Raw genomic sequence first — 15,910 nt, 5'->3', positions numbered from 1 at the left:
TAGGAGAGGTCAATAGCCATCCGTTTAAAGGAGGTATCAAATACACGTCGTTCCATCATAGTCAAATTTAAGTTATTAAATCAAATCTGCCCTAAATAGGTCTCCAGTCAAAGGTAGCAACTCCACTTCCGTACCTGGCGGTGTAAGCCCTCAATGGCATTGGTGGTGTAGACAAGCTTCCTGATCGGCTCACTGTACTTGAAGTACGTGCTCAGCTTCTCCCAGTTTCGCTGCCAGCTCTCGAGCACCTTGGGGTACTTCTTTCCCCACTTCTCCTCCAGTTCCAGCAGCCGCAGCTCAGCCAGCTCCTTGTTCTCTGCCCGGTAGACTGGCTTGAGGTCCCGCATGAACTCCTTCTGGTCTTTGGAGGCCACATATTTGAGGCTGTTGCGGATCTGATGGATAATACAGCTCTGCACCTCGGCCTGCGGAAAGACACTGGTAATGGCCTCGGCAAAGCCCTTGAGGTTGTCGATGCAGGCGATGAGCACATCCCGCACGCCCCGCTGCTGGAGGTCAGTCAGCACCGAGAGCCAGAAATTGGCACCCTCGCTTTCGGAGACATACACGCCCAGTAGTTCCTTGTAACCGCGCCGGTCAATGCCCAGGATGTTGTAGACGGCTCTGCTGACAACGCGCCCCTCCTGGCGCACCTTGTAGTGCATGGCATCCAGCCAGACAATGCAGTAGAGCGAATCCAGCGGCCGGGCCTGCCATTCCTTTACCTGGGGCACGATCTTCTCTGTGAGGGCCGCTAAGGTGTCGTGGGAGATGTCCATGCCGTACATCTCCTTGAGGTGCGAGGAGATGTCGCGCAGGCTCATGCCCAGGCCGTACATGCTCAAAATGCGCGGCTCCAGGTTTTCAGCCAGCACCGTTTCTCGTTTCTTGATGATCTGCGGCTCAAAGCCGGAAGAACGGTCGCGGGAGCTTTCCACTTCGATCACCCCATCTGAAGTGCGCACCTGCTTGGAAACCTTGCCGTTGCGCCGATTGCCCTTTTGGCGTTCCTCCTCATCCAGGTGCAGGTCCATCTCCGCGTCCAAAGCGGCTTCTAAAAAGTGTTTCAGCAGGGGGCCAAGCGCGCCGTCTTTGCCAAAGGTGGGTTTGCCGCTCCGGAACTCTTCCAGAAACTGGCGCTTGATCTTTTCCAGATCCAGTTGGTTGTTCTCTTCCATGTTGACTGTGTTAAAGGTAGTACTCTTAATCCTTTGACACAGTTTACTTTACAGCCTCGTAATAAAGGATGAACTCTCACCACCGCACTTCATTACAGGAGCAATGGACAAACAGGAATATATTAGCTCACTTGACTACGTAAAGGTGAAGGTGTTTAACTCCTCCCCTGTCTTCTTGTCTGTCATCTCATTTCAGATACAGGCGAATCAACGTACCTCTACTTAAATAGAACACGGTAAGGCTGCTTTCTGGCAGAAGAGGTACTCCACTAAAATACTTTAGGCCCCTACCAGACCGGTTGCTTTATATCTACTCCAGGAGCATGGGCCCATCAGTGAACGTGCGGTAATAGGCTCACACTTGTATTTTTTCCTGAGAGCAACACGAATCACATCATTTTCGCCCAAAATCTGCTGGGTTTTCACCCCATGCTTTAGTTTCCCATTTTAATATATTGTTGGGGTATTCATTTATGTTTAGCCACTTTAATGCTCTATCAATCAAGTCGAATAACTTCTTATTTTTCTCGCTTCTGCTCTGATGAGTAGCCACTTCTTTGTCTCTAACCCAGCTAATAGCAATATTACTATCTGAGTAAATTGGTATTACTAATCCATTCTTCTTGCAATATGCCAGCCCGTGCACGATTGCCAAAAACTCGACAATATTATTTGTCCCATCCTCGAAAGGTCCCTGTCGAAATAACAATTTACCTGTACCTGTATCAACGCCCTGATACTCTACTATACCTGTCGCTGTATTCCAGGCACCATCTACAGAAATACTCTCTAAAATTGGATCCCCAATCAAAGCTTTTTGCTCAACTGTTAGCTCACTTTTTGGTTTATTTTTATTTATATAATCTTTACCAGAACCCAGCAATGCTTCTTCCGCTAGCTCCTTCGAACTAAAGGATTTGTAAAGTGCACCTTTAACTCCATCAATTTGTTTTTTGCAGTCACCCCAACTTTCAAAAACTCCTACTTCTCTTCCTTTCCAAACAACATAGAACTTTTGTTTACCCATAGCTTAAGCTTTCCTTATACTTGATTTATTATATAATTTTACTTTTAATGATTTAAAATCACCTTTCAAATGAAGGCAACTACGAAACAAATATATAAAATAAATAATATTAAGCTTCCGATGGAGTTAGTGTAAATTTTTTTTGAGATATTAGTAAAAAAATAATACCATTGGTATCACTAAAATAATATTTGAGTACAACATCGCTTTTGATTGTTAATTATTAATGCACAATTAGAGAGCTTATAGTAAACCCCTGGGGGGGTATAAAAATGGAGCAAGTTGCCTTCTTTGATCTTGAAGTTAGTAAGCAGCCTAAAATACGAATCCAAAGCATTGGAGCGTGGTTCAGAGGCGGCACCTTACACAGCACATCTGTTCACGATTTTGAGGTGTTGCAGCAGAATGCACGATTCCTTTGCGGGCATAACATCCTGGCGCATGACTTACCCATCCTAAAATCTGCTGGGGCTCCTGCAACTATATTTCAAAAGAGATTTATTGATACACTATACCTTTCACCGCTTTTCTTCCCAAACCGGCCTTATCACCGGCTGATAAAGGATTACAGATTGGTGAGTGACCATTACAATAACCCCGTAGAGGACTCAAAAATAGCAGCTGATCTGCTGGAAGACTGCATCAGTGCTTACTTCAATCTTCCTGCTCTACTAAGAAAAATCATTCACCGCCTGCTTTGCAAGCAGGAAGCTTTTAGCGCTTTTTTTGACCTACTAGATGAAGAAAGATCAGAGCAAGCAGGCGAATCACTAGCAGAAGATATTCAATCTTTTTTTAATAACAGAGTCTGTACAAACACTGAGCTTTTACCGCTCATCTACCAGCAGACTATACCTTTAGCTTATGCGCTTGTTCTCCTAAATGCTCCTGATCAGGGTTCGATTATACCGCCTTGGCTGTTACACCGCTTTCCGGAGATTGTCTCTGTTCTACAACAGCTCAGAGGCAGTTCCTGCCAGCAACCCTCCTGCCACTATTGCGAAAAGTATCTTTCGCCTGTAGCAGGTTTACAAAAGTATTTTGGCTATGAAGGATTTCGAAAGTTTACTCCCAACGAGCAAACTCCCCTACAGCAACAGGTAGTTGAAGCCGGATTAAAGGGAGAATCACTCGTGGCTATTTTCCCAACGGGTGGTGGTAAATCGCTGACGTTCCAATTGCCTGCCCTCATGAAGGGTGAGGCAAACCGTGGATTAACCGTCGTCATTTCTCCCCTGCAGGCGCTCATGAAAGACCAGGTGGATGTGCTCCGAAACCGCTTCGACATCACCACTGCCGTTGCCATCAATGGACTGCTTTCTCCGTTGGAGCGTGCCGATGCCATTCAGACGGTTCAGGAGGGTGGCGCTACGCTGCTCTATATTTCTCCTGAGTCATTGCGCTCCAATACCATTTACCGCCTCCTCAAAGGCAGACAGATCGAACGTTTTGTGATCGACGAGGCGCACTGCTTTTCTTCCTGGGGACAAGACTTTCGGGTAGACTACCTGTATATCGGTCGCTTCTTAAAGGAACTGGCTGAAGCAAAAAACCTGCAACACCCTATACCTGTCTCCTGCTTTACCGCTACGGCTAAGCCCGAGGTGGTGCAGGACATTGTCAAGTATTTTAAGGAGCAGACAAATCTGGACCTAAAGCTGTACCAAACCAATGCTGCCCGTAAAAACCTGAACTACAATGCCTCAAAAGCTGAGGGTAAGGAAGCCAAGCTACAGCAGCTAAAAGACCTGTTGCAGGACCTGACGGAGCCGGCCATTGTGTATGTGAGCCGAACCAAAACGGCAGAATTCGTTGCCGAAGAACTTAAAAAATCAGGCATTAAAGCAGCGGCTTTTCATGGCAGAATGGAGTCTGATCTGAAGATCAGAATTCAGGACAGCTTTATGGCCGGCGACATAAACGTGATTGTGTCCACCTCCGCTTTCGGGATGGGCGTTGACAAGGAAAACGTAAAGCTGGTTGTGCATTATGATATCTCCGACTCGCTGGAGAACTACTTGCAGGAGGCGGGGCGTGCTGGCAGAAAACCAGACTTGCAGGCTGACTGTCATTTGCTCTTTGACGAGAACGACCTGAACGATCACTTTGCCCTCCTTAACCAAACCAAGCTCTCCAAAAAAGAGGTTGGGCAAATCTGGAAAGCGGTAAAAGATTTTAAGCGGCTGAAGTTCACGAAATCTGCCCTAGAGCTGGCTAAGCAGGCGGGTTGGGACACAGACATGATGAACCTGGAGACGCAAGTAAAGGCCGCCATAGCCGCCCTAGAGGATGTAGGATACCTAAAGCGGCAAATGAACTCGCCCCGGATATTTGCCCAAAGTATACTGGTGCGCAATGTAGAGGCTGCCAATAAAATCATCCATGCCAATGAGGATAAATTTCCGGGCGACCAACTGCAACAGGCTGTCAGGATATTTCAGTACCTCATCTCCCGCGAAGACACGATGGTCGATGCGCTGTCTGATCATTTGGGCATTGAAAAAGAAACAGTAGTCAGAATCCTGCTTCACTTCAAGGAACTCGGTTTGCTTGGCGATACCCGAGACCTGACAGCGCTCATTAATCCCGCCCGAAGTGAGAAGAACTCCGAGCGTTGTTACCAGCGCTATGCGAATCTGGAGAAGGCGCTATTGGATGTATTGCTACCGTCTGAGGAATCACCGGCTGTCTTCCAGATGCACCTGCGGGACATCAATGAAAAGCTGATCGACAAAGGATGCGATAGCAGCTCCATTGAGGCAATCCGGAACCTGCTGCAATTCTGGGAGCACAAGCATTACATCAAGAAAGAACGGATCGATGCCCATACCCTGCTTTACCGCATAGGTTACCGCAAAGAAAAGCAGGAGATAAAAAAGGCAATCTATGAGCGCCTTACCCGGGCAGCTGACGTGGTGCAGTGGCTCTGCCAGCAGAACGCACTCGAGATTGCAAACAAACAGAAGCAGGATGAAGCCGCCCTCGAGTTCTCGATGGTAGAGATGAAAAAGCAGGTGGAGCGGAACAACATCATGCTTCCTAAAGCCTCGCTCACGGAGTATGAGGCTGACCTGCTATACCTGCACATCATTGGGTCCATCAAACTGGAAGGAGGTCTGTTTGTACTCTACAACCCGATGACCATTGAGCGGCTCATAGAGGATAACCGAAAGCAGTACACCATTGAAGACTACAGCAAGCTGGAGCGGCATTATGAGAAAAAGGTAGAGCAGATCCATATCATTGGGGAGTATGCCAAAAAGCAGCTCCGCAACCACATCGAAGCACTTAGCTTCGTTGATGACTATTTCCGACTGGGCTATGAAGCTTTTGTGCAACGGCATTTCCGAAATGAAAAAGGTAAGCTGAAGCAGCCTATCACAGACAAGAAGTACCGGGAAATTTTTGCGGCCCTCTCCCCTGATCAAACACAAGTCATCAAAGACAACAAGAGCCCGCACATATTGGTAGGTGCCGGGCCTGGCAGCGGTAAAACGCGGGTGCTGGTGCACAAGGTGGCCGCTTTGCTGATGATGGAGGACATTAAGCCGGAGCAGTTCCTGATGTTGACTTTCTCCCGCCCTGCCGCCACCGAGTTTAAAGAAAGGCTGCACAAGCTGATCGGAAAATCAGCCTACCACATTGACATCTATACCTACCACGGCTTTGCCTTTCAGCTGCTGGGCCGCGTAGGCGATCTGAAGAAGTCCGACAATGTGATCAAGCAGGCTACGGAAGGTTTGGCAAATGACGATGTTCCAAGTGACCGGCTCAAGTGCAAGAGCGTGATTGTGGTAGATGAGTACCAGGACATCAGCCAGCAGGAGTACGACTTCCTGAACAAGATTATCGAGTTGGCAGATGATGTGCGGGTGATCGTAGTGGGAGACGATGATCAGAACATCTATGAGTTCAGAGGTTCCTCCGTGTCCTTTATGCGTGACTTTGTACGGGACAAGCAGGCAACAAAATACCTGTTCAGCACCAACTACCGGGCTTGTTTTAACCTGGTAGAGTTTTCTAACCAGTTCCTTGAACTTTTCAAGTCCGACAGGGTAAAAGCTGGCCTGCCCCTAATGGCCTATAAGCAGACCTTTGGTGATATTTGCCTGACACGTTACAAGCCTAGTTCTGACCTAGTGACTCCTTTGGTGCAGGATGTAGTAAAGCAAAAGCTTACTGGCACCGTAGCGGTACTGACGCACACCAACGAGGAAGCCCTGCTGGTACAAAACCTGTTGCTTCAACAGAATATACCTACCCGCCTGATCATGGCGCAGGATGGTTTCTCTTTGCGGCAATTGCTGGAGCTAAAGTGTTTAAGCTGGTACATCCACGATAAAGTCAGCAGCGAGCTTGGTTTTATCTCGAAGGAGGACTGGGAGCAAAGCCGTAACCGGATCGAGCAGGAGTTTGCCGGTTCAACTAATTTAAGCCTGAGCTTAGATGTGCTAGCGGAGTTTGAGCGAACAAGCGGCGAACGAAAGTTTTGGTCTGACTGGCTGGCTTATGTACAGGAGGCACGCGCCGAGGATTTCATTTACCCGGAGGCGAATAAGGTGTTGGTATCTACCATGCACAAGGCCAAAGGAAAGGAATTTGACCACGTGTTTTTGCTACTAAAAAATTACAAGCTGGAGAAAGAGTCAAATAAGCGTGTTGTGTATGTGGCCATTACCCGAGCCAAGCAATCCCTGCATATACATACCGACCAGTCTTATTTTGACCAGATAAAAGTTAATCAGCTGACTAGAGCCGAAGACCATACCCTATACCCGGCGCCGAAAGAGCTGCAACTGGAAACGAGCATGAAGGATGTAGTGCTCGGTTTCTACAAGCAGCCGCATACTAAAGAAGTAGTTAAACAACTAAAGGCTGGTAACTCTCTGGAGTTATCAAAAGAACCTGCAGATGGTTTGTTGTTCTCAGCTGCCCCTGTCGTAGCCTTCTCTCAGAAGTTTAAGCAAGAGCTCACGAAATTATTCACGCAGGGCTATACCCTGCAAAGTGCCGAAATAGCGTTTGTTGTTGTTTGGTATTGCGAGGATGATGGAAAAGAGTATCGGGTAGTTTTGCCGAGGTTATATCTAAATAGGCAATTGGCAGAGGCAAAAAACTCAATGTCCAATGTTGAAGTGGCTTTTTCTAGTTATATCTAAATGCTTACAAAATTACATCAAGCTAGGCTCTTATCCTTAAGTTTCGGAACCAGCTAAAGAAGTGATAAAGGGCTTACTAGATGTAAGCCCTTACTTTTTCATACACTATTCGGTCAAGACATCTGCAGACATTGAATCAGGAATATTTGGAGGAGGTACATCGAGAGCTAAAATTTCTGAAATTATATTAATTCCTTTCTCTACTCTATCCTCTATATCAAATCCTTCATCATTTTGCTTAACCCTGATTATATCATTTGAATCTACAAGATTTAACTGCCGCAGTGTATTAAGCAATCCTTGGCTTTCCTCATCTATTGCTTCAATTTTAAATCCGATATTCCAATTCTTAATCCTCAAAGAAGCGTGCCCATTAACTAGGAAAAGTGGAGCGCCATAATTCTCTAAAACCAGGTTATCCCCTATTCTATTTTTAATGGCATATAAGAAAGGTGACCAATGAAACCCACCAAGTGTGGTTCTCCGCATCATGATGGCTTCATATTGTTTATTTGGATCACGCCAATAATAAAAGCCTTCTTCATTTTTTCTGAATTCAGAATACTTAATGTAGTAATACTTCCAATCTTTAGGCTTATCTATTTGTTGAGTAAATGTATCTATTGCATCAGAAATTACGGCTTTTAGATCTGTGGTTGGATTTTGGATAAAGAATGATAATAAAGAATATACGGCAGCATGTGTCTGATCAAAGTCACCTCTTCTTTGACTAGGAGTGAATAATTCTCTCCATACTGAATGAGTGTGATTCCCTAATCTCTTACGCCAATCGTACTTCTGAGAATAATCGCCGAAGCATAATAAGGCTCTGCTTATTTTATCATAATTGCATGTATTAATAAAGATTTTCAAGAAAGCTTTCGCATATTTATACAACTCTTCTTCCATCTTGAAGATGGCTATACAACCTTGTAATAGATGATGATCCTCTAGCCTATAAATAGTTTCTTTGATAGTTTCATTTACTCTAATAAATTCTTGTTTTGCTCTTTCTTCGTCAGCCTGCCTAGTGTTAAACTTGGTATCATTATCAATAGAATTATTCAGAATGATTTGTGTCACAGAATGAAGCAAAGTCGGCATGTTTTCTTTACGTACCGTGTCTTCTGAATTAGTAATTAAGTTTCTTAGGGTTCTTACTCTAGTATTAATCTCTGCTGATTCATTAATGAGGTGCTCTAAGCAAGCAAATAGCATCAATTGCTCACCAATAGAGAACAAGTTGGTCCTGTTTGATGAATCATAACTATCTGCGCATTTCTTGAATAAATTTGCTGAAGGGTTACTAAAGAAGAGCCTTGTTTTATTTTTATCAAATTCATCAGAGTTGACATAAAACAACTCTTCGAAGAATGATGGATTTTCAAGATTGATCTGTTGAAAAACATCCAGGCTGGAGAATAGAAAATTAACGTTTTCTATTTCCGCATATACCCGCTTATAAACTTCAAATTCATCGTCATGGTCCTCTATGACAATGTTGTTTTTGAAGATTAACACATCAGTTATATAACTAAAGAACCTCAGGAAGCCGCTATCAACTAGCTTTGCAATATCTTTGCTATTCTGTTCTTTATATAAATTCCAAAATAAGTCTGACCAATCTTTATCAATTTTATTGTTGAAAATATCAGCTTTATCTTTGGTTAGAATTTCTGAAAAGCGAGATTTAAAATGCTCGAAATCAGTTAGCTCCTTTCCTCTTGAGTTCATTTTTATATATAAATCATCAGGCAGACCTAACTTCTCCATTGGAAGTAAATGGAAGACAATCTTTGGCTCATCGGAAGTCAAAAATGGCCAGACATCATCAACATCCATAAACTTCTCTTGTATAGCATCTAGCATGGTCAGCATAGAGCTTACCGTAGGATCATTCTTCCAAGAAGTGAAAAACCAAGGTTCATTAGTAATGGTTGACTTGATAGATTTATTTAAGTCAGTAGGTGAAAACTCAACTAGCTTTTCGCAAAAAACCTTAGAACTGTGTCGTGTTTCGTAAGTAAACTTTTTAAGACACTCTTGGGCCTCCTCCAACTTATTCTCCTTTACTGCAACAAACCAATGCAACAAAAACAGAGTGGTTAATCGTTGCTGCCCATCTAGCGGAATAAAGCTTTTAGTAGTAGCTTCATCAATTTTATTTACCCTTATATACCCGTACACAAAGTCAAGCTCTAAAGGGGGGTTACTTTTATCTTTTAGAGCCTTTCTTAGAGCATTTAAAAATACTTTACGGATTACAGGAGCTTTCCCAATCTGCCGTCCTTGGGCGTAATCTCTCTGTACGATCGGAATAACTACTTTATGTTCTTGCAGTAAATTATATAAACTTGTAGCCATATCTAGTTCAAAATTTGGGTTGGTTGTTCAATGTAATTTTTAAGTACATCTTTAATTTCCTTGAAGTAATTATTTCTGTCTTCACTCCCCCAGAAATAATATTGCTGCGTAGAAGGTTTGTTATTATAATATTTTAAAAATGCCCTCCTGGTACATAAAGGAATATAATTACCATTTTTATCCATATTAATAATTTCCCGACGCTTTACTTCAAAAACAGAATTATTAAGGGCGGCATTATCTGGCTGGCTCAATAAAGCCAGATTAGATATTGAATGAAGGTCATCCGAGTGACTCTCTGAATTGTCAGAAAATTTATCGATAATTTTTTTGGAAATTGCAGCGAACCTATCCCAAGTTAATTTCTCATTATTGCTTTGCTTTATTTCTTCCAGAAGGGTTTCCCAATCTTCACGTACCTGGTCATTTTGTTCTTCAGATACTAACTCTTCTATTAATGTAGCATGATAGTTTAGCCACTTAAACCAAGATTCTTTTTTGGTTTTATCAAGAGATTCTGAATTCTGAGCATGTATATGCTCTAAACTCCATTGCCTGTTTTTATGGAACTTGAAAGGATAATATTCCATAATGTTGTCATTACTTCTAATGGACTCTACATTGAAGAGAAGGAGCAAATTTTCTATCGGTTTATAGTGTTTCTTGTTTTCATAGTTCAAATCCTCAATAGCTACTTTGTTTATTCGGGCTTTAATTCGTTCATCTAGCTCTATCTCAAATTTGTTTTTCATTAAATTCATAGATAGCTGAATTAAGTCACCCATATCCTCTCCTACCGAAATCAGGTATCCGATTTTGTGATACAGGTTTTTCTCTTTGTACCATTGGCAAAGAGTTAAGTAATATTGTTCAATGGAAAGCCATAAATCCCAAAGTGATTGAGACCTATCTTTAGACTTCTTCAGGAAGTATAGGAAAGTAAATAAGGGATCAATTTCACTCTCTTTTTTCCCAGCAATTGAATCGAAAAGTAACTCGATTTTAGTGGAGTATTTATTTTGTTTCTCATTAGTTATAAAAGACCAAAAATGCTCATCGCTTAATTTTTGCTCTATATCATCCCATATCTGAGAAATTTCCATCTTTCGACGAATGCAATCTTCTGGGCTTTCATTTTCAAAGCTGGAAGTTGACAGAAATAATGCTTTAATTAATTCTGCATTGGTTAGAGGAATCTTACCAATATTTAACCTTGTAAAGAGTTCTATACTGTTTACTGCCGGCTCTACTTTGTACCAAATAACCTGCACAGACCGTTCGTCGTCTTTTTTTCCCAACAGGGTATCTAAAAACTTATTTTTATCGGTACGGTCTTTAGTATTCTCGCCATTGGTAAACCATGTCTTTACGGTATCATAGGCAGCCCAAATGTGATGATAATCAATATTTGAATTATCTTCAGTAATGTTCTTTAAAAATAATTCACTTTTCGGCCGAGTCTCATACCTAAGCGTATAGGCTTCTTTTCCATAGTCTTCTAGAAGAGTGTCAGTTTTCAGAAATTCCTTGGTCAAGTAACTAAGAACGATATAGATTGTAGTAAGACGCTGTTGGCCATCTATCACTTCCCAACCGTCCATAGTCTGGTCTGCTTCCTGCCATTGCTTTTGTTTTACTACAATTGGCTGCAGACAATAAAAACCACTGCTCTTGTCTTTTTTTTCTGCAAATGCCCAGATGTCGTTTAAAAGGTCATTTACTTGCTGCGAGGTCCAGCGGTAACCCCTTTGGTAAAAAGGGATATAAAAATCATATCCTAAAAGTTCGTTTATTGTTTTTAGTATCAGTTTATCTGTCATGTTCTATCAATAATTATATTTAATTCTTATTAAAGGGAAACATCAAGTAAATATTGAAGGAGAATTGAGGGATTTTTCAAGGTTTAGGGATTGCCTATTCACCTTATGCATTACTTTCTAAATATATATAGAATAATGGATATTTGAAGTTTAAATGTTAGTAATACATGCATAAATGCACCCAAAACTTTTGAGTTGGTCATTTATTCTCTAAACATCCACTAGTTATGGCAAGCCGAGTAGGAGTAAACTGGAACAGATCTGGAAATATGCAGACTGGTATACCGTCATCTGCAGTATCATGCTGGATGATCGATTCCCTAATATATACGCCGATTTAAGTTATATACTCCATAAGGCAGAGATACAGCCATTGCTGAAACACACCATGCAGAATCCGAAGCTAAGATCTAAGGTGCTGTTTGGAACAGACTTTTATGTTTTTAGAAACCATAAATTAGAAAAGAATATACTGGCTGACATGCTGCAGGACTTATCTGATAAGGATTTTGACCAGATTGCAATGGTTAATCCCAGAGGGTTTCTTAAAAATGCTTTACAGGGACAAGTTAAAATATAAGTATACTTTTAGTTACTAACCATTAATATACAGCTCCTCTGAGACTGATAATTTAGAGCATATCCTAGATACATTATATTAGAAATCTCATTAATAGAAAGCAAGCTACGTTTCTAATTGCATGCTTACTATTGAGCGTTTTGTTTATCTTCTTTTGAAGTTTTCACATAACCCAAATAGATAAGCATCAGAAGCATGATTTACTAGAAAATCAATGAATGATACATAAAGGATTGAGCCAGGTACATTTTTAATATCGAAGCTAGCTTGCCATTCTGTTAAATGGTTCTTCAATTCATCGATATCTTGAGCATGTTTAAGCCTTGGGTGCTTTTCTATAAACTTTTTATAACGGCTTTCCCACATGTTTAAGATGTTAATTCTTATATAATCAAGGTATCGAGGTTCGATGTTCATTGTAGAAATCCAACTTGTATAAATATCATTTTCTGTTGGATCAACTGGGCTTAAAGTTAAATTCCAATCTGAATCAGGAATCTTACCAAAAGTCGATATGGTAGGCTCATTTACAAATTTAAATTGTGTAGTTATTCCTGAGTGTTGGAGGTAAGGGTAATATGCAATTACACGTGCTTTGGAAGTTGGATTATCAATTAAAATATTTTTAGATCCTTTAGCTGGTCTTGCATTACAAGCTGGTCCTATAGGAATAAGATTATTAAAATTGACTGCTGACATTGGAAATAAGTCTCTACATAACCAATGATCAAGTGCGAGCCTTGCTTGCCCTTCAAGGTTTAAGAAACCTTCCAATCCACAAAATGGACAAACTTCGAGCTCATTTTTTTTATTAAAACGATTAATGGATTCATGAACAGAATCTTTTACATAAGATTCAAATCCGTGATAGTTGATAGCTGTTTTGTAGAGGTATTCAAAGAGTTTATCTAACTCTTCATGTATACTACTAGGTAGATCTTTTAATTCATAGACAGTAATCCCTGGGGTATTATTACATAGCTTTTCAATTTCGTTGACAGAAGTGAACGTATGAACTATCCTATCTCGATCTCGCTTATTGGTTAATGCTTTAAACTTATTATATACCAACTCAAACTTCTTCCTAAGATCAGTTCTAGCAAAAACATTTTTCTCCCATTTAGGAAATAGATGGTCTCCAAAAAAAGTAGCATCTTCTATATTTTTGAAAAATACTTTAGGAATATTATGAATAATGGCTATTCGTGTACTCAGCTTTTTAAGACTAGTAATCATTCTGATGCATTAATTCATAAATCCTTTTGAACAGAAACTGCTTCTCACTTGACTCTCCAAAATGTTCTACAGCGCTCCTTAATTGATCAATATTGCCATGTTCAATAAGGCGTCTTAACTCTTCAAAGGATTTGTTAGAAATAAGACTGGTTTTGAAAAAGTTTTTTAAAATATAGTCAACACTTGAGCCATAAGTATTTAACCCCAATTCTACAGCGCTTTTTGCCTCCAGCTGTTTTGTTTCTTCGTCCTTTTTAAAGAATATCACATTATTTGGCATACAGTCTGAGATGATAAAAGGCGAATGAGATGTTAGTAAAATATCTTTTAGTAAGTGTACATTGAAGTTACCATTAGGTAAGTCTCTATTACTACCTGAGGTAATACTATCATTTAAAACTTTTATAAACTTCGCACGCCAGCTCGGATTAAAATGGGTTTCGGGTTCATCTAAGAGTAGAATAGAACGCTTATCTTTGAGAAGAAGGCAAATACCCATGGTATGAATAAATTGATGCTCACCATCGGAAAAGCTTCTGAGCAATAAATCTTTAATCTCTCCAGATTGCTTAAGTTGTTTAGCAATATAGAAATCCAAAAAGTGAAATACATCTTGTTCTGGTGTGCCAGTTGGAAGTTTCCAATCGGTATATACTCCTTTTGATTGATATATTTTTTCTTTAGTTTTTTCGTCTACGAAATGACTATTTAATTCATAGAGCAGCCTGAAAAACTGGAAGCATTCTAAAGATTTGTTAAAATGCTCCCTGAAAGCTAGTTTAGTAGCTTCATCTACATAAAAATCCAACCAGAGCTTTTTTGTCTTATGATCTAAAAACCAGCAAGTAGCACATTTTTTGAGGGCATCTATTTGATGCGGTTCAATAAGCTTTAAAATTGGTGTGTAGGTTGGTTCTTTTGATTTCTTATCCTCAAAAACAAAATCATGTAGATTGATGTTCATCCGGAAGCTTCGTAGGCCAAGTATTCCCGTGTTATCTACTTCCCTTAGTGGAGCCAACGTTTCATCACTCTCAAATAATAAACAAGTCAATAAAACTGCTTGACTCATATTGTTATCAATATAAATCAGGCTATTTTCCGGTTCATCAAATCGCTCGTAGTTATCTCTAGTTGCTTGCTTGTATTCATCTAAATGAATTAACCGGCTTTTAACAAAAGGTAGGCTTAGAATTTCATTTTCTCCGGAAGAATACCCAATGATATGATCAGGGAGATATGCTTTTCCAGGTGCACTTTGTTCACTTCCTTCATTCACTTCAAGAGAAATTTCCACCTCTGTAACAGTTTTATCAAAAGGGAACTCCTTTATTTTCATTATAGGGGCTTCACCTTCTTCTTTAGTTATAGTTACCTTATAAAAGTTATGAAGTACATATATCTTCTGATTATGCCGCCCAATTAAGTATTCTAATGTAAATGCATCCGGTGTACATTCATTAGGTCGAAAGTTTTTAGGATTCCGAATGCTCTCAGGTAGATATCGTGCAACACAAATTTCCAAATGATAGAAAATATTAGCTAAAGCTTCTAACACATTGGACTTTCCACTGCCATTTAAGCCAGCAAAACAAAATGGACGAAAAGCCGACATGGATTCGGTATCAGCCAAAGAATGAAATTGTATCTCAAAACCTTGTTGCAAACTTCTGAAACCTTCTTTGTTCTCTATTGTGAGTTTAAGCAGTTTCATTTTGTAATGTAAGCTGAACTTTATTTTTTTTAAAAATCTGCTTTACTAAATTAACCTCTTCTTTCTTTATTCTGAAAAGTATGTATTTAGCTTTATCATATTGCTCCATATCTTCAAATTCTTGATCTTCCAGCCTATCAATCAATCTTTGGATGTATGTGACATCACCCTTTAAAGAATCAATATTATTTTCTTCGTCTTTCTTGTCTAAATCAATAGCATTGATTAATGCTTCTAATTCAGCATCAACATCAATAGTTATCCTTTCATTTAAGACTTGGGAAGAAAGTGATTTAAGTAAAAGCTGTGTTAAACTAGCGCTCCTTTCAATTTTATCCAAAATCGATTCAAATTGACCAACCCTTGAGGCAAATTCTTGTTGAAGTTCAATTGGTGGTATAGGGATTTTTAATGCCTCCAGTAATTGTTGGCTGATATTACTAATATTTGCCCCGCGACCATTTTGTAACATTGCTTTTTTAAAGTTTGGTTCGCGAAATAAGTGAACCAAATATATTAGATTAATCTCATCGCCAGTGGCCCTATATCTGATACTGAATCCACTAAACGTTACTTTCTCATCATTAGGATAAACTATCATACATCGTCCTACTAACTCTTTATTTCCATTTGAACGAACAAAGACTAAGTCTTCATTCTTAAGAAAATAATCATCTGAAGGTTGCTTAGATAAATTGATGCTTGATAATAAAGTGTATTCTGATTAATTGTTATTGATTTTCCTAAAGGAGGTTCGCAGGTTGTGTAAACCACAAGCGACCATCATAATTCTGTCACGGGCATTCTGTACGCGTAGCCTTATTTTCTCTTT

At 40.3% G+C, this 15,910-nt stretch carries 9 protein-coding genes; 2 read left to right on the top strand and 7 right to left on the bottom strand.

Annotated features, from left to right (window positions below):
• Positions 1-107: 107 nt before the first annotated feature.
• Positions 108-1,178 (bottom strand): IS256 family transposase, encoded by a 1,071-nt coding sequence (locus tag ACMA1I_RS23080; RefSeq protein ID WP_337070861.1) that lies wholly within the window; start codon positions 1,176-1,178, stop codon positions 108-110.
• 394 nt (positions 1,179-1,572) lie between these two features.
• On the bottom strand, positions 1,573-2,205 hold the full coding sequence (locus ACMA1I_RS23075) for a ribonuclease H family protein (RefSeq protein ID WP_337070860.1): 633 nt from the start codon (positions 2,203-2,205) through the stop codon (positions 1,573-1,575).
• A 272-nt stretch (positions 2,206-2,477) separates the two neighbouring features.
• Between ACMA1I_RS23075 and ACMA1I_RS23070 the strand changes: the two genes are divergently transcribed.
• On the top strand, positions 2,478-7,364 hold the full coding sequence (locus tag ACMA1I_RS23070) for a RecQ family ATP-dependent DNA helicase (protein WP_337070859.1): 4,887 nt from the start codon (positions 2,478-2,480) through the stop codon (positions 7,362-7,364).
• A gap of 105 nt (positions 7,365-7,469) precedes the next feature.
• Here the strand turns inward: ACMA1I_RS23070 and ACMA1I_RS23065 are convergent, their stop codons facing one another.
• Positions 7,470-9,728, bottom strand: coding sequence for a DUF262 domain-containing protein (locus ACMA1I_RS23065; RefSeq protein WP_337070858.1), 2,259 nt, complete (start codon positions 9,726-9,728; stop codon positions 7,470-7,472).
• A gap of 2 nt (positions 9,729-9,730) precedes the next feature.
• Entirely contained in the window at positions 9,731-11,548 is a 1,818-nt protein-coding gene (locus tag ACMA1I_RS23060) for a DUF262 domain-containing protein (protein WP_337070857.1), read from the bottom strand.
• Positions 11,549-11,849: 301 nt separating this feature from the next.
• Here ACMA1I_RS23060 and ACMA1I_RS23055 point away from each other — a divergent pair, with 301 nt between their 5' ends.
• Complete coding sequence (locus ACMA1I_RS23055) at positions 11,850-12,128, top strand: hypothetical protein (RefSeq protein ID WP_337070856.1); 279 nt, start codon at positions 11,850-11,852, stop codon at positions 12,126-12,128.
• 144 nt (positions 12,129-12,272) lie between these two features.
• Here ACMA1I_RS23055 and ACMA1I_RS23050 read toward each other — a convergent pair whose 3' ends face one another.
• Genes ACMA1I_RS23050 through ACMA1I_RS23040 form a run of 3 tightly spaced genes read right to left on the bottom strand, consistent with a single transcriptional unit; the run spans position 12,273 to position 15,778 of the window.
• Positions 12,273-13,364 carry a hypothetical protein gene (locus ACMA1I_RS23050; RefSeq protein ID WP_337070855.1) on the bottom strand — a complete coding sequence of 364 codons (1,092 nt, stop codon included), beginning with the start codon at positions 13,362-13,364 and terminating at the stop codon, positions 12,273-12,275.
• Positions 13,354-15,078, bottom strand: a complete 1,725-nt coding sequence (locus tag ACMA1I_RS23045; RefSeq protein WP_337070854.1) for a restriction system-associated AAA family ATPase — start codon at positions 15,076-15,078, stop codon at positions 13,354-13,356. Before ACMA1I_RS23045 ends, ACMA1I_RS23050 begins: the two co-directional genes overlap by 11 nt.
• Positions 15,065-15,778: a restriction endonuclease subunit S gene (locus ACMA1I_RS23040; RefSeq protein ID WP_337070862.1), complete on the bottom strand. Its 714-nt coding sequence runs from the start codon at positions 15,776-15,778 to the stop codon at positions 15,065-15,067. Before ACMA1I_RS23040 ends, ACMA1I_RS23045 begins: the two co-directional genes overlap by 14 nt.
• Positions 15,779-15,910 lie beyond the last annotated feature (132 nt).

Origin of the sequence: Pontibacter sp. 13R65 (genome assembly GCF_047525655.1) — a bacterium.
In the GTDB taxonomy this organism is placed as follows: domain Bacteria; phylum Bacteroidota; class Bacteroidia; order Cytophagales; family Hymenobacteraceae; genus Pontibacter.
The sequence above is the reverse complement of the archived record's forward strand: the minus strand, read 5'-3'. Positions and strand labels throughout refer to the sequence as shown.

Coding starts and splice junctions, on each gene's coding strand:
- ACMA1I_RS23080 (WP_337070861.1), bottom strand. CDS start 1,178: ATGGAAGAGAACAACCAACTGGATCTGGAAAAGATCAAGCGCCAGTTT.
- ACMA1I_RS23075 (WP_337070860.1), bottom strand. CDS start 2,205: ATGGGTAAACAAAAGTTCTATGTTGTTTGGAAAGGAAGAGAAGTAGGA.
- ACMA1I_RS23070 (WP_337070859.1), top strand. CDS start 2,478: ATGGAGCAAGTTGCCTTCTTTGATCTTGAAGTTAGTAAGCAGCCTAAA.
- ACMA1I_RS23065 (WP_337070858.1), bottom strand. CDS start 9,728: ATGGCTACAAGTTTATATAATTTACTGCAAGAACATAAAGTAGTTATT.
- ACMA1I_RS23060 (WP_337070857.1), bottom strand. CDS start 11,548: ATGACAGATAAACTGATACTAAAAACAATAAACGAACTTTTAGGATAT.
- ACMA1I_RS23055 (WP_337070856.1), top strand. CDS start 11,850: ATGCTGGATGATCGATTCCCTAATATATACGCCGATTTAAGTTATATA.
- ACMA1I_RS23050 (WP_337070855.1), bottom strand. CDS start 13,364: ATGATTACTAGTCTTAAAAAGCTGAGTACACGAATAGCCATTATTCAT.
- ACMA1I_RS23045 (WP_337070854.1), bottom strand. CDS start 15,078: ATGAAACTGCTTAAACTCACAATAGAGAACAAAGAAGGTTTCAGAAGT.